Source organism: Bradyrhizobium genomosp. III (genome assembly GCF_000261705.1).
Taxonomy (GTDB): domain Bacteria; phylum Pseudomonadota; class Alphaproteobacteria; order Rhizobiales; family Xanthobacteraceae; genus Bradyrhizobium; species Bradyrhizobium ottawaense.
Window position 1 is genome coordinate 12,998 of sequence record NZ_AJQF01000235.1, and the last position, 20,375, is coordinate 33,372.

Consider the following 20,375-nt stretch of genomic DNA (forward strand, 5'->3'; position numbering starts at 1 on the left):
GCGTCAGGAATGAACGATGAAGTCGCTGGCGTGGAGATTGCCGACGACTGTGTTCTTCAGGAGAATCTTGTCGTTGCTGTCGAGCGTCAGCAAGGTATCGACGCCCTGCTGCGCCGCGTGCTGCGAAACCTGCGTCCAAGACGTGATGCTGGTGAACTGCCGCAGGTCGATCTTGTCGAGGCCGGTCTCGAAGTCATTCACGGTGTGCTGAACCGCGGTCTGCGACGACGTCGGCGCGAACACGAACTGGTCCTTGGCGCCGCCGCCGATCAGCGTATCGTTCGACTCGGTCGCGAAGATGACGTCCTTGCCGTCGGCGCCTGCCAGAATGATATCCTGGCTGCTCGCTCCCGCGACGAAGATGAAGTTGACCGTGTCGGAGTGGCCGGCCGAATCGGCGACGGTCAGGGTGACCCGGTCGGTCACGGGCGGCTGCGGGTAGTCATCGGCGCTGGCGCCTGTCGGATCGTAGACGACGCCAGTACCGCCGCTCGCGAGGCCCGCGTTGATTGCGCCGAGTGAACCCGTCATCGGAGCGAAATAGACGCTGCTGACGTCCGGATGCGCCGTCGACAGCGTGACGGTGAACGTATCCGCAGCTGCGCCTGCATCGGTATCGACGACGACGAGATCAGTGATGATGTCGTTGCTGTTCTCGATGATGTGCTCGACCTGGAAGCTCCCGGTGTCGATGACCGGGCCGCCGGCCTCGTTCGCGCCCCTCACGTCGACCGTGAGCGTGGCCGTGCCGGTTGCACCGTGCACATCCGTGGTCTGGACCGTGAAGATATCCGCGTAGGAGCCGTCGGTCAGCGCGTTGATCGCGGCGGCGTTCGGAACGTAGCTGTAGCTGCCATCGGGATTGACCGTCAGCGTCCCGTAGAGTCCGCCAGCTGTCGTGGCCGCGTGGTGATCCGCATTGATGACGGCATAGGTCAGCGTCGCCGTCTCGCCGGTGTCGACATCGTTGCCCGCCAACGTCCCGGTCAGATCGCAGAAAGTGTCGGCAGCAGCCGTGTCCGAGAGCGGACCGATGTGGAGATCTGCGAGCGTCGGCGCGTCGTTGCTGCCGGCGATGTTGACGGTGACGACTGCACCGGTGCCCGCGCCGACACCATCGGCCGGAACGATCGTGTATTGCAGCGACAGCGTTTGGCCGGCGCCGAGGAAATCGAACGCCTGTCCGTGCGAATTGAAGTTCCAGGTGAACTGCGTATGAGTCGCGGTACCGTCGAGGATGTAGCCCGAGGGGACAGTGAGATCCGCCAGGAGGTCGGCATTCGACAGCCCGCCGACGCTGTCCGTTTGCAGCACGCCGTCGAGATAGGCCTGCACGTGGCTGACCGACACCGTGACGTGATCGGTCGCATCGACGTCGGAAACCGTCAGCACGCCGTGAGTGTCCAGCCCCTCATTGGTTTCCTTGAGGTCGGCAAGGTCGATGTCGAGGCTTTGGGCGGGGTTGACCGAATTGGCGACCGTGTTGCCGCTGCCGCCGCCGAGCTGATAGTACGCGGCCAGATCCGTCTCGTGGCCGCTGAGCGCGGTGAAATCGATCGACTGGATCTGAACCTGCGTCAGCGCGTCGGTCCAGACGCTGACGTCGGCGATCGAGCCGAAGAAGCCTTCCGAGCCAAAGCCCGCCGCACCCGGCTCGCTCGCGCCGCCGATCATCATGTAAGAGTGCGACGGATTGGACGGGCTGCCGTCGATCGGGTTGACCGACCATGCCTGCGAATATTCGAGATGGCCGTCGAGATAGAGCGAGAAGGTGCCGTTCTCGCGGGTCAGCGCGATGTTGTGCCACTGTGACGCGGCGATTGCCACGCCGGTATCGGCGATCTGGACGCCGCCCGCGAGGATCTGCAGCTCCATCGTGCCGTTGGCATTGACCGTGCCGAGCAGGCCAAAGCCCGTCGTCGAGGTGTTGCCGTTGTAGAACAGGATCTGGCCGTGACCAGCCTCGGCGCCGCCGTTCCAGTTCACCCGGCCGTCCAGCGTCACGTCATCAGTGGCGACCGTCGGCGCGGCGCCGACCGCGATGGTGTGGCCGTCGAAGCCCATGTCGTCCGACGTGGCGTAGGAGACGGTCGGCGCATCGTTGGTGCCGGTGATCGTGACGGTGACGTCCTGGCTGATCTTGCCGCCGTGCTGGTCGTCGAACGTCACGGTGTAGACCTGGGTGATGGTCTGCCCTTCCGCGAGCGACTGCAGCACGGGATCGTTGTTGTCGAGCGTGAAGTGCCAGCCCAACGTCGCACCGTTGTTACCGTCAGTGCTGGATTCGGACACCGCATCGATCGTGAAGGTGCCGATATGCGAGCCGGTCCCGAAGCCCGGCAGGTTCGAGCTGACCGACGAAGATTTGAACGACCACGCCGCCGTGTGGGTGTCGGTCAGGTCCAAATCCTGGATCGCCAGGATGCCGTCGGCTGGGAGCGAGGCGCTCTCATCCTCGGTCACCGCGCCCGTCGCTGCGGCGGCATCGCTCGTGATCGTCGGTGCATCATTGACGCCCGTGATCGTGACGGTGACGTCCTCGCTGACGGTACCGCCATGATGATCGTCGAACGTAACGGTATAGACCTGCGTGATGGTCTGGCCCTGCGCCAGCGACTGCAGCATTGCATTGCTGTTGTCGAGGCTGAAGTGCCAACCCAGCGTCGCGCCATTGCTCGTGTCGGAGTTGTACTCGAGCACCGACTGATCGATCGTGAACGTACCGATGTGCGTGCTGTCGGCATCGAAGCCCGGCAGAGCCGAGCTGATGGACGACGACTTGAACACCGCCTGCGCCGCATGGGTGTCGATCAGGTCGAGATCCTGGATGGCCAGCGTACCGCCGATCGACAGCGTCAGGTCCGCGTCCTCGACGACATGACCTGTCGCCGCCGCGGCACCGCTGGTGACTGTCGGCGCGTCGTTCTTGCCGGTGATGACGACCGTGACGTCCCGGGTGACCGTCCCACCGTGATGGTCGTCGATCCTGACAGTATAGACCTGCGTGATGGTCTGCCCTTCGGCCAGCGACTGGAGCACCGGGTCGTTGTCGTCGAGCGTGAAGGTCCAGCCCACTGACCCGCGGGAGCTGGCGCCCGGGCTTTCAACCACCGGGGCTAGCGCGAACGTGCCGATATGCGAGGTGCCGTCGCTGAAGCCGGGCAGATGCGCGCTCGAAATCGTCGACTTCAGCGAGAAACTCGCGCTGTGGGTATCCGTAAGATCAGGATCGTTGAAGGCGATGATCCCGTTGGCGGCGAGCGTGGCCGCCGTGTCCTCGGTCACCGCACCGGTCGGGATGGTGTCGTCCTCGACGATCGTCGGCACGTCGTTGGTGCCCTCGACATTGACGTCCGCACCGTTGATGGACACGGTAACCGGCGTGCTGACGACACCGCCGTGCCCGTCATCGACCTGCACCACGTAGTTGAGCGTCAGTTTCTCGCCTTTGGCGAGGAAATCGAACAGATGGTCGGGAACGCTGTAGGTCCAGGTGGCCGAACCGTTGTTGCCGTTTCCCGCGCCTTGTACCACGGTCAGCGGCACCTCGACGGCGGCGATCGCCGCGAGCTGCTGCGGCGTCAGCGTCGACGTGATGTCGTGGCCTTGCGCGTCGAGATATTTGAACGGCTGGGTCGACGAGAGCACCGCGCTCACGATCGGGCGGTCCGTCAGATCGACGTCGGTGAAGGTGACGGTGCCCGTGATGGTATCCAGAGCTTCGTTGCCCGTTCCGACCTTTTCGATGACGGTTCCGCCCAACGTCGCGACGGTGGGCTTGTCGTTCGTTCCCGTGACCGTAATGGTGATCGGGATGAGCCTGGACTCGGGATTGACTGAGAAATTGGTGTCGACGCGGACCATATAGGTCAGCGTCAGCGTTTCGCCGGCGGCGAGGAAGTCGAAGACTTTGTCGGGAATCGTGTACGTCCAGACTGCCGAGCCGTTGTTGTTGTTGCCGGCATCGGGAGCGACGTTGATCTGGATCTGGGTCGCCGCGATGTCCTGCTTCTGGAGCGCCGAGAGCGAGCCGGTGACGTCGTGCTGGCCGGCGTCCTTGTAGACGTAGTTCGGCGCTTCGGCGAGGCTGATGCTCACCGTCGGCCGGTCGCCGAGGTTTTGATCGACGAACCTGATCAGGCCGGAAATCGTATCGGAATGCGTGTCGCCGGTCGCGTCAGCACGCTCGGTCAGCGCGAACGCCGTCTTCACGTTGCCGCCGGCGTCGAAGCTTTGCACAATCGGCTGGCCGGGGATACGCACGATGGGCGGCGCGGACGTGCCGGGCGCCTCCGATCCCTGCGGATTGAGATTGACGAATGTCGCGGTCGCGACGGCGCCGCCCCCCGACTTGAACACGACGTCCAGGCTCATCGGCGTGAGCGTGTCGGTGAAGTTCGTGGTCAGCTTGGTGTTGGTGTTGTTGTCGGTGAACTTCAGCGTGAACACGTCCGTGATCAGCTTCTGAACGTCCGGCGACATCAGCGCATTGGAGATCGAGACGTTGCCGCCGCTGATCTGGATCATCTGGCCGGCCTGGTTGACCGTCGCGATCGGCAGCAGCGTGACCTTGTCAAACAGGATGTAGGAGCCCGTCGTGCCGTTCGGCTCGACCAGCACCTGGAAGCTCGCCTGCGGCTGCGGATCGCCGCCACCGGCGGGAACGACGAAGTTGATCTGGGTCAGCACGGCGGTGCCGCGGATGCCCATGGTGGCGACCGGCGTGTCGATCTTCATGTCGCCGTGCTTGGCGGTCTCGCCGGCGACGAAGGTGATGGTGCCGGCGACCAGGCTGAGCAGTGAGGAATTGCTCGACCCGTTGGGGTCGTAGACCATCTCGTTCAGCACCATCCGCGCATTTGAGGACAGGCCGAACACGGTACCATCGATGAAGGTGATGCCGAGCGTGGAATCCGCGCCGGTCGAGACCACGTCACCCTTCTCGACGTTGTCGCCGTTGTTCAGGATGACCGAGACGCCGTTGCGGATCGCGGTCGCGCTGCCCACGAGCTTGGTGACGTGGCCGATGACCTGGGCCGCAGCAGCGCCGCCGGGGGCGGCTTGAGCGACCTGGACATGGCCCGTGAGCGCGTTGACGATTTCGCCGGTGAGATGGGCGCCGTCGGGTGAGGCCAGCGCGGCACGCTTTTCGCCCCGGAAATAATCGTGAACGACGAATTCGTGACCCTCGTGGGACAACACGAGATCGAGACCCGTGCGCTTGAATTCGCCGTTGAAGATCAGGTGGGGGTCGGGAACAACGAACGCGCCCTCAGGCACGTGACCATGCGCCTTCGCCGTAAAGGAATCGACATGACTGCCCGCGGGCGAACGGGAACCCTGGCCGTCCAAGGAAATCGCGGCGTCAAATTGGCCAGCGTAGTTCAACCGGGCACCGTAAAAAGGGTTAAAATTTAAGTAAGTATCGACCGCCTAAGCTTGCATAGCATTAGCAAGTCCTTAGCGATACCATCTATTGCTTGTGTGATTTCGCATCACTTGGCCCCAAGAGGCCCCACGGCTTGGCGCCGCTACAGAGAAGCGAAAGTAATCTCTCAAATATTCGGAAGTCGAGTTCGGCCTGTTTCCACGCATTTCCAGTCATCCAAAGTAATCTGACGCATAGTAACGAAACAGATACTTGCGTCATCTTTCCTTCGCGAGGTTCCGCGGCATCCTGCGGCAAATACGGAGTTAAATCTGTGACCTAACTAACAGAACCCCATGAAATAGGGGGGCGTTAGCCATAGGACCCAGATTCGGCACCCCCACAACCTGTGTCTGCAATTGGCTCCATTTCGCGGCAGCCGGACACTCCTAGCCGGCGAATCGTAAAGTTTTACGCAATTTGGGCAGGTCCATTTCAGGCTGTTCCCCGGTTTTGGAACCCCAGCCGGGCGCGTTAAGCAGAACAAAACGGCCCGTCTCGCACTATCTCCGCGAAAGCAACAAAGCCCGGCACGTTCAGGTCGAGGGGGATCTGACGAAGCTCGGGAAGGGGATGTCAGATGGAGACCGCTGCTCGCTCGCGCGCCTGGCGCGCAATCCTTGTCCTGTGCGGATTGGTCCTGCTCGGATCAGCCGCCGAGCTTCGCGCCGGCACGCTGCTGTCGCCGGGCGCAGGCCTGCTCGTGCGCAAATCCGCCGAGCCGTTCGGCGTGTTCGCCTTCGCCATCTCCGCCGGCAGCCTGCAACAGAAATGGCTCGCGCTGAAAGACAAGCTCGACGGCGACATGGTGCAGCTCGCGTTATGCGACGGTGACCGGGACAATTGCGCTTCGCCGGCGGCCCTGAAGCTGCTCGCCATCGTCGACCAGGCCCGAGCCCGCGACGGCCGCGCGCGGCTCGGCGAGACCAACCGCGCCATCAACCTTGCCATCCGGGCCGCCAATGACGGCATCGACGACGTCTGGGGCTCGCCGCTAGCGACCTTCGCGCGCGGCGCCGGCGACTGCGAGGACTATGCCATCGCCAAGCTGGCCGCGCTGCGGTTGGCGGGCGTGGCGCCTGAGGACCTCCGCATCCTCGTGGTGCGCGACGTCAGGGCCGGCGAAGAGCACGCGGTTGTCGCCGCGCGCCTCGACGGCCGCTGGCTGATGCTCGACAACCGCCGCATGGCGATGGTCGAGGACGACGCTGCGCGGAGCTACCAGCCGCTGTTCGCGCTCCATCAGTCGGCCGTGATGAAATATGTCGACGAACCGATGCAGGTTTCGATGGTCGCCGCCGAGGCGCGCTGATGGAGCGCAGCGCAATCCGGGGCCGCTGTCGCTTGTCGTACGAGTCCCGGATTACGCTTCTCTCCATCCAGGCTACGAACCTCCGTTCACCAAAAACTCATTCCACCACGCGATCCGGGCGGCTAGCATGGCCACGGCTTTGCGGGGGCGACGGGAATGCGGTTCATCGTGCTGACTGTGATTGCGCTGCTGGCGCTCGCCTTACCCGCGTCAGCGCAGTCCGACCGCTCCATCGCCGATCGGCTGCCGCTGTTCGCCAGGAACAACTGCCAGCAGATTCGCGACCCCGGCAATCAATTGTTCTGCGGTGATGCCACGCTTGCCGCCGCCGCCGAGAAGCTGAACACCGCGATCGAGGCGCGGCTCGCCCGCCTGCCCGATCGCCTTCCCGCGATCGAGGAGAATGCGATCTGGATCCGCCAGCGCAATCTCGGCTGCGGCATCGTCGGCCAGACCGCGATCCGCACTGGTGATTTCGAGCGGGTGAAGGCGTGCCTGCTCAAGGTGACCGAGGAGCGCGCCGCGATCCTGCGCGATCCGGATTTCGACTGCCTCGCAGCCAACACCGCGGCGGGCGCGGTGATTTGTGCGGACCCGTCGCTGGCCCTTGCCGAAACGGAGCTCAATGGCCAGGTGCTCGGCCTGATCGGCAAGCTGGACCCGACCGCAGCGCGCTTTGCCTTCGCCGAATATGGCAGGTGGACACGAGAGCGCGATCGCAAATGCAATCTGGTCGGCAAGGAGAACGTGCCGCTCCAGGAGCTCGAATCCGCAGAGGATTGCCTCGCCGATCATTTGAAGCACAAAGCCGACGACATCCGCGCGGCGAAGGGCGATCCCAAGAAGGTGTTCGGCCGGCAGATCGCAGCACGCATCCCCGACACCGACGCGGTCGACTTCTGCGCGGCGCGGATCCACGCGGCCAATTCGTGCGGCAGCTTCCTCCGCATCAACCGCGTCTACGCGCTCGACAGCCAGGTGACCGAGCAGGAGGCGCAGGTCACCGGCGAAATCGAGATGGCGGTGCTGGCGCCCTTCACCATGTGCAGCAAGGTCGCATCCAGCTGCACCGGCACCTGCTGGGACGCCAGGACGGGTCTTCCGCAGCCCAGCGCCGCCAACAAGGAGCGTTCGGCAGAAGCCTTCAACGTGACGCGTCGCGTGAGGATCCAGCGCACTTTTGCGTTCGTCAAAGCCGCCGACGGCTGGCGCTGCAGGGAAGACGAACTGGCCCCGGTGAATTCGGGGACGGCGAGCGGGGGATCGTAGGTGCTTCTTCCTTCTCCCCTTGTGGGAGAAGGTGGCGCGCGCGAGCGCGACGGATGAGGGGTTCTTTCCACTCGCTAGACTATTCGTGAGGATAGAGACCCCTCACCCGGCTCGACGCGGCGAGCCACCCTCTCCCACAAGGGGAGAGGGTGCACTGAACTCGCCGCGAGAGAGTCCGCATCAAAACATCAGATTGTCCTTCACCAGGACCCAACGGCCGTTCTTCACCTGCTGCACCTGGGTGACCGTGGTGGCGAGATGGTTGGTCTTCGAGAACACGGTCGGCGGCGAATTGAAGATATCCTGGAACTTGTCGCCGGACTCCAGCGCGTCGAGCATCTTCTGGCCAGTGAGATCCTTGCCAGCCTTGTTGGCATAATGCGCAAACGTCATCACCGCATTGTAGCCGATGATCGCCTGAGTGTTGGCGTCGGCGTTGAACATCTTCTTGTAATTGACGAGCCAGTCCTTCACCTTTCCCTTCGCGGTGTCCTCGTAGGGAATTTCGAAGTTCGAAGCGGCATACAAGCCTTCCACCACTTCCTTGCCGAGCGCCGGCACTTCGAGCACGTTGACGGGCGTGGCACCGAGGAAGGTGACCTCCCAGCCGAGCTTCCTGGCCTCGGTCATGGTGCCGATAGGCTCACGAAGGACCGCGCCGAGCACGACGAGGTCGCAGCCGTCGGACTTCATCTTGGCGACCTGCGCCGAGAAGTCGGAGGCGCCGCGCTTGTAGCTCGTGATCGAGGCCGGCTGCACCTTCATGGCGGCGAGCTGCTGGTTAAAACCATCGAGCACATTTTTTCCGTACTCGTCATCCTGATGCATGATGCACGGCTTCTTGAAATTCTTTGCCTCAATCATGTATTTGAGCGCTGCGCGCGTGCTCTCGACATAGGGCAGGAGGTTGTTGAACTTCAGCCGCTCCTGCGGCTTGGCCGCATCGAACTTGAAGGTGAACTCGGCCGCCGTCAGCGGGAAGAGCTGAAGCACGCCGGCGTCGAGCAGGATATCCTGCGCAGCGAGCACGGTCGGCGATCCCATTGGTCCCACCATCGCGAAAATCTTGTCGCGCTCGATCAGCTTTTGCGAAGCCAGCACGGCTTTCTTCGGATCGTAGCCGCTATCCTCGACGACAAGCTTGATCTTGCGACCCTGGACACCGCCCGCCCCGTTGATCTCCTCGACCGCCATCTTCATGCCGTTGGAGACCGGCACGCCCCAGCCCTTGATCGGCCCCGACAGGTCCTGATGCGTGCCGATGACGATCTCGGATGCCGAGATGCCCTCATTGGTGACCTTGGTTTGAGCGGTGGCCGGCAGACAGGTCAGCGCAAGGGCGCTCACCGCGAGGCCCAGCGCCTTCAGCGATTTCGACATTGCAGTCTCCTCCTTCAGTGGCCCGTGTTGAGCGAAGGATCGGGCCTCTCAAGCCTTCGCCGTTTTCTCAAATCCATCTCTCTTGAGCATGATCCTCCGGATCATGCTCAAGCAACCGCGCGCTCGCGATACATCGCCTCGATCTCGGCGGCGTAGCGCTTGTTCACGAAGCCGCGCTTCAGCTTCATGGTCGGGGTCAGCTCCTCGTCCTCCGGGGTGAGCTGGCGCTCGATCAGGTAGAACTTCTTGATGGTCTCGACGCGGGCAAAATTGCCGTTGACCTGCTCGATCTCGCGCCCGATCAGATCCTGGATCTCCGTCGCCCGGCACAGGCTCGCGTAATTGGTGAAGGGAATGTCATGATCCTGGGCGAACTTCTCGACGTTCTCCTGGTCGATCATCACGAGGCAGGTCAGATACGGCCGCTTGTCGCCGACCACGACGGCATCGGAGATGTAGGGCGAGAACTTGAGCTGGTTCTCGATCTCGGACGGCGTGACGTTCTTGCCGCCGGAGGTGATGATGATGTCCTTCATGCGGTCGGTGATCCGGACGAAGCCCTCGTTGTCGATGGTGCCGACGTCGCCGGTGTGCAGCCAGCCGCGCTGATCGATGGTCTCCGCGGTCTTCTCCGGCTGGTTGAGGTAACCCATGAACAGGAAGTCGCCCTTGATCAGGATCTCGCCCTCGGGCGACAGCGTGACCTCGCCCCAGGGCACGGCGGTGCCGACCGAACCGAGCTTGATCCGCTCCGCCGGCATCATGGTGGCGACGCCGCAATTCTCGGTCTGGCCGTAGAGCTCGTGCATGTCGATGCCGAGCGCGAGATACCAGCGGATCAGCTCCGGCGCGATCGGCGCTGCGCCGGTGAAGGCGACGCGGCAGCGATCGAGCCCGATCATGCGGCGGATGTTGCGGAATGCAAGCCGGTAGGCGATCCGGCTTGCGAGGCGCAACGACAGCGGCGGCGGCTTGCCCTCGATCCGGTAATCGACCATGCGGTAGCCGATGCCGATGGCGCGGCGATAGACCCATTGCTGCAGCGGGGTCGCATCCTTCAGCGCGATGGTGATGGCGGAATAGAACTTTTCCCAGATGCGGGGGACCGCGAGGAAGACGGTCGGCTGCACCTCGCGCAAATTGTCCGGCACGGTTTCCGGGCTCTCGGCGAAATTCATCACCGAGCCGAGAGCGACCGAGATGTAGTATCCGCCGATGCGTTCGGCGACGTGGCACAGCGGCAGGAAGATCAGCCTGTCCTCGTCCTCCTGCGCCGGGATGAAGTCATTGGCGTGACGCATCTGGTGCGTGACGCTGCGGTTGGCGTGCATCGCGCCCTTGGGGGGACCGGTGGTGCCGGACGTATAGACCAGGATCGCGAGATCGCCGGCGCTGCGGCTGTCGATCATCTCCTGCCACAGCGCCTCGCGGCCGACCATGTGATTGCGGCCGAGCGCGCGAAACTCGTCGAGCGACATCACCATGTCGTCGGAGAAGCCGCTGAGGCCCTCCATGTCGAACACGATGATCTTCTGCAGGCTCGCGCAGCGCGCGCGGCAGGCGAGGATCTTGTCGAGCTGCTCCTCGTCCTCGGCGAAGATCACTTTCGTCCGGGAATCGTTGACCAGATATTCGACCTGGGACGACGCATCGGTCGGGTAGATGCCCGAAGCGACGCCGCCGGCGCACAGGATGCCCATGTCGGCATGGACCCATTCCGGCACGGCGTTGGCGATGATGGAGGCGACATCGCCGGGCATGAAGCCGGTCGCATGAAGCGCGTAGGCGATCTCTTTCGATATCGCCAGCCATTCGCGCCAGCTTGTCGGCTGCCAGATGCCGAATTTCTTCTCGCGGATGGCAGGCCGATCGCCCCGCGTCTCCGCAGCGCGCAAGAAGCTCTTCGCGATCGTATCAGCGACCGTCAGCACCGCCGGTCGGGCCATGCACGTCTCCTCCTTGTCGCCTGCCTCCGCTGCCTGCCTTGCCGGCGGTCTCTATTGCGGATGGCGAGCTCATCTTACTGCCAGCTCTTCCTCACCGCCACGTCTTCTTCTTTTTCCAGCGCCGCTCGCCTCGCGCGCCCGCTTCCTTGGCGCCAAGGTAGAACTCCTGGATGTCCTGGGAATGCATCAAGCGGTCGCAGGTGTCGTTCATGACGATACGGCCGATCTCCAGCACGTAGCCGTAATGCGCCGTCTCCAGCGCCACCTTGGCGTTCTGCTCGACCAGCAGGATCGACATGCCCTGCTCCTCGTTGACGCGGCGGATGATGGTGAAGATCTCCTTCACCAGCAGCGGCGACAGGCCGAGCGAGGGTTCGTCGAGCAGCAGCAGCGTCGGCCGGTTCATCAGCGCGCGTCCGATCGCGAGCATCTGCTGCTCGCCGCCGGAGAGCTGGCCGGCGGGCTGGTTGATGCGCTCCTTCAGCCGCGGAAAGTAACCATAGACGCGGTCGAGATCCTCCGCGACGCCATCACGGTCCTTGCGCGGATAGGCCCCCATCATCAGGTTCTCGCGCACCGAGAGGAACGGGAACACTTCGCGCCCCTCCGGCACGTGGCTGAGGCCCAGCCGCACGATCCGGTCGGCCTCCATGCGCTGGATCGGCCTGCCCAGGAATTCGATCGAGCCCTTCTGCGGATCGAGAATGCCCGAGATGGTCTTCAGCACCGTGGTCTTGCCGGCGCCATTGGCCCCCAGCAGGGTGACGATGCGGCCGCGCGGCACCTCCAGCGAGATGCCGCGGATCGCCATGATCGGCCCGTAATAGCTCTCGATGTTGGAGAGTTTCAGGATGATCTCGGGCGTGACAGCGGCGTCCATGCGTCAAGCTCCCAGATACGCGGCGACGACGTCGGGGTGCTGCTGGACGTCGGCGGGCGAGCCCATCGCCAGCACGCGGCCGTAATTGAGCGCGATGACGCGATCGGAGACGCGGTTGACCAGCGACATGTCGTGCTCGACCATCAGCACGGTGACGCCGAGCTCGCTCTTCATGTCGCGGATCCAGAACGACATGTCGTCGGTCTCCTCGACATTGAGGCCGGACGACGGCTCATCGAGCAGGATCAGCTTCGGCTCCGAGCACAGCGCGCGCGCCAGCTCGATCACCTTGCGCACGCCATAGGGCAGGCCGGAGATCAGCTTATCGCGATAGGGTTCGAGATCGAGGAACTCGATGACCTGCTCGACCCTGCGGCGGTGCACCTTCTCGTTGGCCCGCACGCTCGGCAGGAACAAGAGCTCCTGCCAGAGCTGCGTGGTCGAGTGCCGGTGACGGCCGACCAGGAGGTTGGAGAGCACGGTCGCGTTCTCGAACAGCTCGATGTTCTGGAAGGTGCGGGCGATGCCGAGCTTGGCGATGTCGTAAGGCGGCTCTTCGGTGATATCCTGATCCTCGAAGAAGATGCGGCCCGAGGTCGGCCGGTAGATCCGCGAGATCAGGTTGAAGATCGAGCTTTTGCCGGCGCCGTTGGGACCGATAATCGAGAGGATCTCGCCCTTCTCGACCGCGAACGAGACCGCGTCGACCGCTTTCAGCCCTCCGAAATGCAGCGACAGATTCTCGGCGCGGAAATAGCTCATCGGTTCCGCTCCGACTTCACGTAGATTTTCTGCCGCTTGAAGGTGGCGCGCTTGTAGAGCGGGAACAGCTGGAAGAAGAGTTTTATCTTCAGCCAGCGGCCATAGAGACCCAGCGGCTCGAACAGCACGAACAGCACGATGATGATGCCGTAGATCGCGCCTTTGAGGCCGTTGAGCGAGGCGAAGGCCGCGACCTTCGACTGGATGTTGCCGGCGGTGGCCGGGCCGGCGCCGAACGTCGCCGCGATCCCGGCGATCATGCCGGGCATGTCGTCCTTCAGGTAGGTCAGGAACGGATCGATCATCACGATGAAGATCGCCCCCAGCACCGCGCCGTGCAGGCTGAAGGTGCCGCCGATCAGGATCACGATGATGAACTCGATCGAGAGCTGGAGCGTGAACATCTCCGGCGAGATGAAGGAGAGCTTGTGGGCGAACAGCACGCCGGCAAAGCCGGTGATCGCCGCCGAGATCGCAAATGACTTCACCTTGTAGAGCGCGACATTGACGCCCATGCTGCGCGCCGCCGTCTCGCTGTCGCGGATCGCGACGAAGGCACGTCCCGTCGGCGAGCGCAGCAGATTGAGCGTGCCGACGATGGTCAGCACCAGCACTGAGAGGCAGAGGAAATAGAAGGTGGGGCTATCGCGCGGGACGGTGACGCCGAGCAGCGACAGCGTCTTCACCCGCATGCCCTCGTTGCCGTGGGTGACGCTTTCCCAGCGCGCCAGGATCTCCTCGACGATCAGGGCAAAGGAGATGGTAGCGATGACGAGGTAGATGCCGGTCAGGCGCAGGGCGGGAAAGCCGACCATCGCGCCGATGATGCCGGTCAAACCTCCGGCGGCGAGGAAGTAGATCGGGAACGGCACGTTGTACTTCTGCAAGTATGCCGCCGTGTAGGCCCCGATGGCGAGGAATGCGGCGTGGCCGAGCGAGGCCTGGCCGGTAAAGCCGGTGAGGATCAGCAGCGCGACGCCGACGATCGCATAGATGCAGACGAAGACGAGCTGGCTCATCAGATAGCTGGAGAGCACATAGGGCGCGATCAACAGCAGCGCGAGCAGGATGCCGTAGGAGACCAGATAGCCCGAATGCGGGAACAGCTTGATGTCGTCCTCATAGTCGGTCTTGAACAGGAAGCGCATGCGTTCAGACCTTCTTGCGGACGTGGTGGCCGAACAGGCCTTCGGGCTTCAACAGCAGCACGGCGAGCAGCACGAGGTACGGCGCGACATCCTTCCAGCCTTCGGGCAGGTAAAAGCCGGCCATGCTCTCGATCACGCCGATCAGGACGCCGCCGACCACGGCGCCCGGGATCGAGCCGAAGCCGCCGAGGACCGCGGCGGGAAATGCCTTCAGGCCAAGCACGAGGCCGACATTGGAATGGATGAAGGTGATCGGCGCGAGCAGCACGCCGGCGCAGGTCGCGACCGCCGCGCTGATCGCCCAGACGATCGACACCACGCGTTTGACCGGGATGCCCATGTAGTAGGCCGCGAGCATGTTCTCGGAACTGGCGCGCATCGCGGTGCCGAGCGTGGTCTTGTTGAAGAAGAGATAGAGCAGCGTGCACAGGATCATCGTCGCCGCGATCACCGACAGCTTGTCGTAAGCGAGCACCAGCGAGCCGATGCGGAGCACGCCCTGGCTGAACGGGGTCTCGATCTTCAGATCATCGGTGCCCCAGATCATGCCGGCGACCGAGCGCAGGAAATAGCCAAGGCCGATGGTGGCCATGATGATGGAGAATTGCGGATAGCCGAGGATCGGCCGCACCACCACGCGCTCTGCCAGCATGCCGAACAGCGCCATCGCGGCCACCGCACCGGCAAAGCCGATCCAGTAGTTCAGGCCCATCATGCCGATGAAGGTGAAGGCGAAGAAGCCGCCCAGCATCATCAGATCGCCCTGGGCGAAATTGACGACCTCGGTGGCCTTGTAGACGAGCACAAACCCGAGCGCGATCAGGCCGTAGACGCAGCCGAGCGCAACACCGCTGACCAGCTGCTGAACGAAATCCAGCATTGACGCGCGTCCTCCCGATGCAACCGGCGGTTCTTCCCGACCGCCTTGCCGCATCTTGTGTCCAGTCGCTACACAGTCGTTTCGCTGCGTTAGCGCCATTTGTCCGGAACCAATTCAGCCTGAACCGCTCCTTACTGTCAACAAACGGTGACTTGCCATTAGTCGAAACCGGATGGCGGAATTTATGGGCCGTAGATTCACGGTGCCGAAATATCTTGGGATCATGGTCGCGAGCGATGCAAAACCGGATAGTGTGGCCGTCATGAAGCGGGACAAGTCGGCGCTGGAAGTCCTGGGGTTAACGAAGCGTTTTGACCGTCTGGCGGTCGACAGCCTCGATCTCACCATCCACGCCGGCGAATTCTATGCGCTGGTCGGCCCCAACGGCGCCGGCAAGACCACCACTTTGCGCATGGTTGCGGGCCTGCTGCGCCCCGATGCCGGCGCGGTCTCGATCTTCGGCATCGATGCGCTCGAAAATCCCGTCGCCGCCAAGCAGGTGATGGCGTGGGTCTCCGACGAGCCCATGATCTACGACAAGCTGACCCCGCTCGAATATCTCGAATTCGTCGCCGGCCTCTGGGGCATCGCGCCATCGGTCTCGGAGCCGGTCGCGCAGGACCTGCTCGCCTCGCTCGGCCTGGCACCGCACCGGCACGAGCGCTGCGAAGGCTTTTCCAAGGGCATGCGCCAGAAGGTCGCGCTCGCCGGCGCACTGGTGCATGATCCCAGCCTCATCATTCTCGACGAGCCGCTGACGGGGCTCGATGCCGTCTCCGCGCGCCACGTGAAGGGCCTGCTCAGCGAGCGTGTCCGCGCCGGCTGCACCGTCATCATGACCACGCATATTCTCGAAGTCGCCGAGCGCATGGCCGACCGCATCGGCGTGATCGCCTCGGGTCGCCTGGTGGCCGAAGGCACGCTGACCGAGCTGCGCCAGCAGAACGGCCATGCCGATACCAGCCTGGAGGATCTTTTCATCGCGCTGGTGACGCTTCCGGAAGCCGCATGAGCTCGGCAACCGCGCTCTCCTGGTTCGCACGCCACGAGCTCCGGCTCGCCTGGCGCGAATGGTTCGCCATGATGACCGGCGGACGACGCAAGCGGGCGCGCGCCGCAATCATCGGCCTACTCTGCTTCGCCGCGCTGCTGCATCTGCCGGCCTGGGCGGTGATCGGCCGTTTCTCCGATCTGCAGCTGCCGCTCGACAAATCCTCGCTGATCGTGATCTCGGCGACGATCGTTCTCGCCTGGACCTTGATGCTGTCGCAGGCGATCGAATCGGTGACGCGGGTGTTCTACGCCCGCGCCGATCTCGACCTGATCATGTCCTCGCCGGCGACGCTCGCCAATCTGTTCTCGGTCCGCATCGCCGCGATCGCGCTGACCGTCACCGCGATCGCGCTGCTGTTCTCGACGCCGTTCATCGATGTGCTCGTGATCGGCGGCGGCGCGCGCTGGCTCAGCGCATTCGGGGTGGTCGTCGCCATGGGCCTGTCGGCCGCGGCGGTCGCGATCGCCGTCACCATCCTGTTGTTTCGCCTGATCGGCCCAGCGCGGACGCGCCTGATTGCCCAGATCCTCGCCGCGATCATCGGCGCCGGCTTCGTGATCGCGCTCCAGGTCGCCGCGATCGTGTCCTACGGCACGCTGTCGCGCTTCACCATCCTGACCTCAGGCAGCGTGGCCGCCCATGCCCCCGATGTCGACAGCATCTGGTGGTGGCCGGCACGGGCGGCGATGGGCGACAGCGAAGCGCTGCTGCCGCTCCTGGCGCTCGCTTTGGTGCTGCTCGGAAGCGTCATGGCGATCTTCTCGCACCGCTTTGCCGACACGGCGATCGATGCCGCGGCTTACGGCAGCTCCGGCAGCGAGCGCGCGAAGGAGCGTCCGTTCCGCGGCGGGTCGCGGCAGCAGGCGCTGCGGCGCAAGGAATTCTCGCTGCTCTGGCGCGATCCCTGGCTGATCTCGCAGACCCTGATGCAGCTGCTCTATCTGGTGCCGCCGGCGCTGCTGCTCTGGCGCAGTTTTGCCGACAGCTCCGCGGCGCTGACGCTGATCACGCCTGTGATCGTGATGGCGGCCGGACAGCTTGCCGGCGGGCTGGCCTGGCTGACGATCTCCGGCGAGGACGCCCCCGACCTGGTCGCGACTGCGCCGCTGACGCCATCCGCCGTCGTCCGCGCCAAGATCGAGGTGGTGCTGATCGCGATCGCCGTGATCTTCTGCCCGCTGATCGGCGCGCTGGCCTTCGCCGCACCGATCCAGGCTGCAGTGAGTGCCGGCGCGATCATCCTCAGCGCGGCCTCCGCGACCGCGATCCAGCTCTGGTTTCGGGTGCAGGCCCGGCGCAGCCAATTCCGGCGCCGCCAGACCTCGTCGCGGCTTGCGACCTTCGCCGAAGCGTTTTCCTCGATCGGCTGGGCCGCAACCGCGGCACTGCTGCTTGCACTCCCCATCGCCGGCCTCATCAGCGGCCTGATCACCGCGAGCCTGGTTGCGATCACCTGGAAGTTCAGCCCAAGGCGGGACTGAAGGCGGGACTGATAGCCGGAGTGAGAGGTGCGACACTGACGCGCTGTTGATCGCAGCCCATTGGCCCCGCGCCGCAATGCACGCTAGACTTTCCCTGACATCATCGGGGACGGACTTATGCGGCGACTTGTTTCGACGGCCCTGGCGCTGTTCGGCGCATTCCTGACCCCTGCCCTTGCCCAGCAGCCACAGCGCAGCGAGTGCCTAGCGATGGCGAACGCGGCCCCGCGCGCTCTGCCGGTCGCATTCCGGCCGGCGGCCGGCACAGGCGAGGTCGAGATCACCTATGTCGGCCACTCCACCTATTTCATCGACACGCCCGGCGGCTTGCGCATCGCGACCGATTATAGCGGCGCCTACCAGGTCGGGCGGCTGCCCGACGTCGTGACCATGAACCGGGCCCACAGCACCCACTACTCTCTGTTTCCCGATAAGCGCATTCCTCACGTGCTGCATGGTTGGGGCGAGGACGGAAAGCCGGCGATCGTTTCAGAACACATCAGTGACGCCTTCATCCGCAATGTCACGACCGACATCCGCCGCTATTTCGGCGACGACGCCGGCACCGACATGATCCGCGACGGCAATTCGATCTTCATCTTCGAAGTCGCCGGCCTCTGCATCGGCCATCTCGGCCACCTCCATCACAAGCTCGACGACAGCCATTTCGCCCAGATCGGACGGCTCGATATCGTGATGGTGCCGATCGACGGCACCTACACCATGTCGCTCGAAGGGATTTCTGACATCACCAAGCGCCTGCGCGCCTCCGTCGTGCTACCGATGCATCGCTTTGCCACCCCGCTCGACGATTTCATGCGCCGGATCGGCCAGCAGTTCGAGATCGACCGGCGCTCCGGGCGGTCCTTCCGGATGTCGCGGGACGCGCTGCCGTCGATGCCGACGGTGATCATCCTCGACGGGGTCTGAGGCGCAACTTTCTCCAAGCCTTCTGCCGTCTTCGGTGCTGATCTCCGCGCAACAGGAGATCGACATGAACGACTTTGCGCGACTATTGCACGCCGATGGACCGAATTCCGAGCACGCCGCGGCGCTGCAGCTCTACGGCCGCTTTGTCGGCGATTGGGACGCCGAGATCACGGCCCACGGCCTCGATGGAACCAAACACACCGCGCGCGGCGAGATCCATTTTGGCTGGGTGCTGGAGGGACGCGCGGTCCAGGACGTCTGGATCATCCCGCGCCCCGCGGGCAGCCCGGCCTTTCCGATTGCGGGCAATTGGTACGGCACGACGCTGCGCCTCTACGATTCGACCATCGATGCGTGGCGGATTTCCTGGTTCGATCCTGGACGCAGCGTCTTCCGCCAGCAGATCGGCCGGCCGCGCGGCGCCGACATCGTGCAAGAAGGCACGACGGAGGCCGGCGAACTGACCCGCTGGAGCTTTACGGAAATCACCGGCGATTCCTTCCACTGGCTCGGCGAGACCAAGCCGGCCGATGCAAGCGATTGGCGGCTTGTGGTCGATGTGAAGGCGAAGCGGCGGAAGGGCTAGAGATCTGATGGCTGTTGGTTGAAGCCGTGGGCCCCAGGCTCGCTGCAACCTCTCCCGCTTGCGGGGGAGGTCGGCGCGTAGCGCCGGGTGGGGGCTCTCTCCACATCGGGAGTGTCCCATTGCGGAGACGCCCCCACCCCAGCCCTCCCCCGCAAGCGGGAGAGGGAGCGCACCTGCTCCGCCGCTGCTGTGGTGCTCTGAGCAATGCGCGCTGCTGTGCGTGCGTGTGAGATGTTAGGCTCCTCCCTCAAGAGACAACAGGGAGCGGACACTGATGGCTGCAAGCAGTGTGCCCGGCAATACGAGCGGGCTGTTCGTCGAGCCGCGCGAGGACTGGCTCGCGCTGCATCAGGAGCCGATCATTGATCCCTTGCGGCCGATCGTCGATCCCCATCACCATCTCTGGAATCGCGGCCACCGCTATCTGATCGAGGAAATAGCGGCCGACATCGCCTCCGGCCACAACGTCATCGCGACCGTCTATGTCGATTGCCGCTCGATGTATCGCGCGCACGGGCCGGAAGCGTTCCGGCCCGTCGGCGAAGTCGAGTTCGCCAACGGCGTCGCCGCCATGAGCGCAAGCGGCGCTTACGGCAAGGCGGCGATCTGCGCCGGCATCGTCAGCCACGCCAATCTGCTGCTGGGCGACGCCGCAAGGCCGGTGCTGGAAGCCGAGATCGCGGCCGGCAATGGCCGCTTCCGCGGCATCCGCCATTCCTCGGCCTGGGACGAGGACCCGGTCGTCGCCGGCATGTATGCGAACCGGCCGAAGGGCCTGTTGCAGGATCCAGCTTTCCGCCAAGGCTTTGCCTGCCTGGCCCCACTGAACCTCAGCTTCGATGCATGGCTGTTCCATCCGCAGATCGGCGAGCTGACCGAGCTTGCGCGCGCCTTCCCCGACACCAGGATCGTGCTCGACCATTGCGCCGGCCCAGCTGGCGTCGGCCGCTTTGCAGGGCGGCGCGAAGAGGTGTTTGCACAATGGCGCGCCTCGATCCGCGAGATCGCGACATGCGAGAACGTGGTGGTCAAGCTCGGCGGCCTCGCCATGTGCCTGCTCGGCTACGACTTCCATTTGCGCGAGAGGCCGCCGTCATCCGAGGAGCTCGCCGCGGCCTGGCGCCCTTACGTCGAGACCTGCATCGAGGCGTTCGGACCCAAGCGCGCGATGTTCGAGAGCAACTTCCCGCCGGACAAGGGCCAGTGCAGCTACCAGGTGATCTTCAACGCCTTCAAGCGCATCGCCTCACCCCTGAGCGAGGCCGAGAAGACCGCGCTGTTCTCGCAGACCGCCACCGACGTCTACCGGCTCCAGCTGC

Annotated in this window: 14 protein-coding genes; 7 read left to right on the forward strand and 7 right to left on the reverse strand. The window is 64.2% G+C overall.

Features of this window, described 5'->3' with window-relative positions; translation table 11 throughout:
- Positions 1–3: 3 nt before the first annotated feature.
- Positions 4–5,388 (reverse strand): VCBS domain-containing protein, encoded by a 5,385-nt coding sequence (locus IC66_RS0120610; RefSeq protein ID WP_083859308.1) that lies wholly within the window; start codon positions 5,386–5,388, stop codon positions 4–6.
- Positions 5,389–6,008: 620 nt separating this feature from the next.
- Here IC66_RS0120610 and IC66_RS0120615 point away from each other — a divergent pair.
- Both IC66_RS0120615 and IC66_RS0120620 read left to right on the forward strand, forming a co-directional pair.
- Entirely contained in the window at positions 6,009–6,740 is a 732-nt protein-coding gene (locus IC66_RS0120615) for a transglutaminase-like cysteine peptidase (protein WP_028140668.1), read from the forward strand.
- 156 nt (positions 6,741–6,896) lie between these two features.
- Positions 6,897–8,009 carry a lysozyme inhibitor LprI family protein gene (locus IC66_RS0120620; RefSeq protein WP_038948838.1) on the forward strand — a complete coding sequence of 371 codons (1,113 nt, stop codon included), beginning with the start codon at positions 6,897–6,899 and terminating at the stop codon, positions 8,007–8,009.
- Positions 8,010–8,189: 180 nt separating this feature from the next.
- Here IC66_RS0120620 and IC66_RS0120625 read toward each other — a convergent pair whose 3' ends face one another.
- From IC66_RS0120625 to IC66_RS0120650, 6 genes are all read right to left on the reverse strand, one after another.
- Positions 8,190–9,389, reverse strand: coding sequence for an ABC transporter substrate-binding protein (locus IC66_RS0120625; RefSeq protein WP_028140670.1), 1,200 nt, complete (start codon positions 9,387–9,389; stop codon positions 8,190–8,192).
- A 107-nt stretch (positions 9,390–9,496) separates the two neighbouring features.
- Entirely contained in the window at positions 9,497–11,335 is a 1,839-nt protein-coding gene (locus IC66_RS0120630) for an AMP-dependent synthetase/ligase (protein WP_038948839.1), read from the reverse strand.
- A 91-nt stretch (positions 11,336–11,426) separates the two neighbouring features.
- Entirely contained in the window at positions 11,427–12,215 is a 789-nt protein-coding gene (locus IC66_RS0120635; RefSeq protein WP_028140672.1) for an ABC transporter ATP-binding protein, read from the reverse strand.
- Between the two features lie 3 nt (positions 12,216–12,218).
- Positions 12,219–12,977: an ABC transporter ATP-binding protein gene (locus tag IC66_RS0120640; protein ID WP_038948840.1), complete on the reverse strand. Its 759-nt coding sequence runs from the start codon at positions 12,975–12,977 to the stop codon at positions 12,219–12,221.
- Positions 12,974–14,125: a branched-chain amino acid ABC transporter permease gene (locus tag IC66_RS0120645; protein ID WP_028140673.1), complete on the reverse strand. Its 1,152-nt coding sequence runs from the start codon at positions 14,123–14,125 to the stop codon at positions 12,974–12,976. Before IC66_RS0120645 ends, IC66_RS0120640 begins: the two co-directional genes overlap by 4 nt.
- A gap of 4 nt (positions 14,126–14,129) precedes the next feature.
- Positions 14,130–15,005 (reverse strand): branched-chain amino acid ABC transporter permease, encoded by an 876-nt coding sequence (locus IC66_RS0120650; RefSeq protein ID WP_018321344.1) that lies wholly within the window; start codon positions 15,003–15,005, stop codon positions 14,130–14,132.
- 262 nt (positions 15,006–15,267) lie between these two features.
- Between IC66_RS0120650 and IC66_RS0120655 the strand changes: the two genes are divergently transcribed.
- From IC66_RS0120655 to IC66_RS0120675, 5 genes are all read left to right on the forward strand, one after another.
- On the forward strand, positions 15,268–16,017 hold the full coding sequence (locus IC66_RS0120655; RefSeq protein WP_038948841.1) for an ABC transporter ATP-binding protein: 750 nt from the start codon (positions 15,268–15,270) through the stop codon (positions 16,015–16,017).
- Complete coding sequence (locus tag IC66_RS0120660) at positions 16,014–17,540, forward strand: hypothetical protein (protein WP_038948842.1); 1,527 nt, start codon at positions 16,014–16,016, stop codon at positions 17,538–17,540. Before IC66_RS0120655 ends, IC66_RS0120660 begins: the two co-directional genes overlap by 4 nt.
- Before the next feature lie 117 nt (positions 17,541–17,657).
- Positions 17,658–18,470 carry an MBL fold metallo-hydrolase gene (locus tag IC66_RS0120665; protein ID WP_038948843.1) on the forward strand — a complete coding sequence of 271 codons (813 nt, stop codon included), beginning with the start codon at positions 17,658–17,660 and terminating at the stop codon, positions 18,468–18,470.
- A gap of 64 nt (positions 18,471–18,534) precedes the next feature.
- Positions 18,535–19,056 (forward strand): hypothetical protein, encoded by a 522-nt coding sequence (locus tag IC66_RS0120670; RefSeq protein ID WP_028140677.1) that lies wholly within the window; start codon positions 18,535–18,537, stop codon positions 19,054–19,056.
- A gap of 274 nt (positions 19,057–19,330) precedes the next feature.
- A partial coding sequence (locus IC66_RS0120675) for an amidohydrolase family protein (protein WP_049806579.1) occupies positions 19,331–20,375 on the forward strand: 1,045 nt, incomplete at its 3' end.

Bases quoted from the DNA above. Each gene is read 5' to 3' on its own strand.
- IC66_RS0120635 (WP_028140672.1), bottom strand. From the start codon at position 12,215: ATGGACGCCGCTGTCACGCCCGAGATCATCCTGAAACTCTCCAACATC.
- IC66_RS0120620 (WP_038948838.1), top strand. From the start codon at position 6,897: ATGCGGTTCATCGTGCTGACTGTGATTGCGCTGCTGGCGCTCGCCTTA.
- IC66_RS0120670 (WP_028140677.1), top strand. From the start codon at position 18,535: ATGAACGACTTTGCGCGACTATTGCACGCCGATGGACCGAATTCCGAG.
- IC66_RS0120640 (WP_038948840.1), bottom strand. From the start codon at position 12,977: ATGAGCTATTTCCGCGCCGAGAATCTGTCGCTGCATTTCGGAGGGCTG.
- IC66_RS0120650 (WP_018321344.1), bottom strand. From the start codon at position 15,005: ATGCTGGATTTCGTTCAGCAGCTGGTCAGCGGTGTTGCGCTCGGCTGC.
- IC66_RS0120660 (WP_038948842.1), top strand. From the start codon at position 16,014: ATGAGCTCGGCAACCGCGCTCTCCTGGTTCGCACGCCACGAGCTCCGG.
- IC66_RS0120665 (WP_038948843.1), top strand. From the start codon at position 17,658: ATGCGGCGACTTGTTTCGACGGCCCTGGCGCTGTTCGGCGCATTCCTG.
- IC66_RS0120625 (WP_028140670.1), bottom strand. From the start codon at position 9,389: ATGTCGAAATCGCTGAAGGCGCTGGGCCTCGCGGTGAGCGCCCTTGCG.
- IC66_RS0120630 (WP_038948839.1), bottom strand. From the start codon at position 11,335: ATGGCCCGACCGGCGGTGCTGACGGTCGCTGATACGATCGCGAAGAGC.
- IC66_RS0120615 (WP_028140668.1), top strand. From the start codon at position 6,009: ATGGAGACCGCTGCTCGCTCGCGCGCCTGGCGCGCAATCCTTGTCCTG.
- IC66_RS0120645 (WP_028140673.1), bottom strand. From the start codon at position 14,125: ATGCGCTTCCTGTTCAAGACCGACTATGAGGACGACATCAAGCTGTTC.
- IC66_RS0120655 (WP_038948841.1), top strand. From the start codon at position 15,268: ATGAAGCGGGACAAGTCGGCGCTGGAAGTCCTGGGGTTAACGAAGCGT.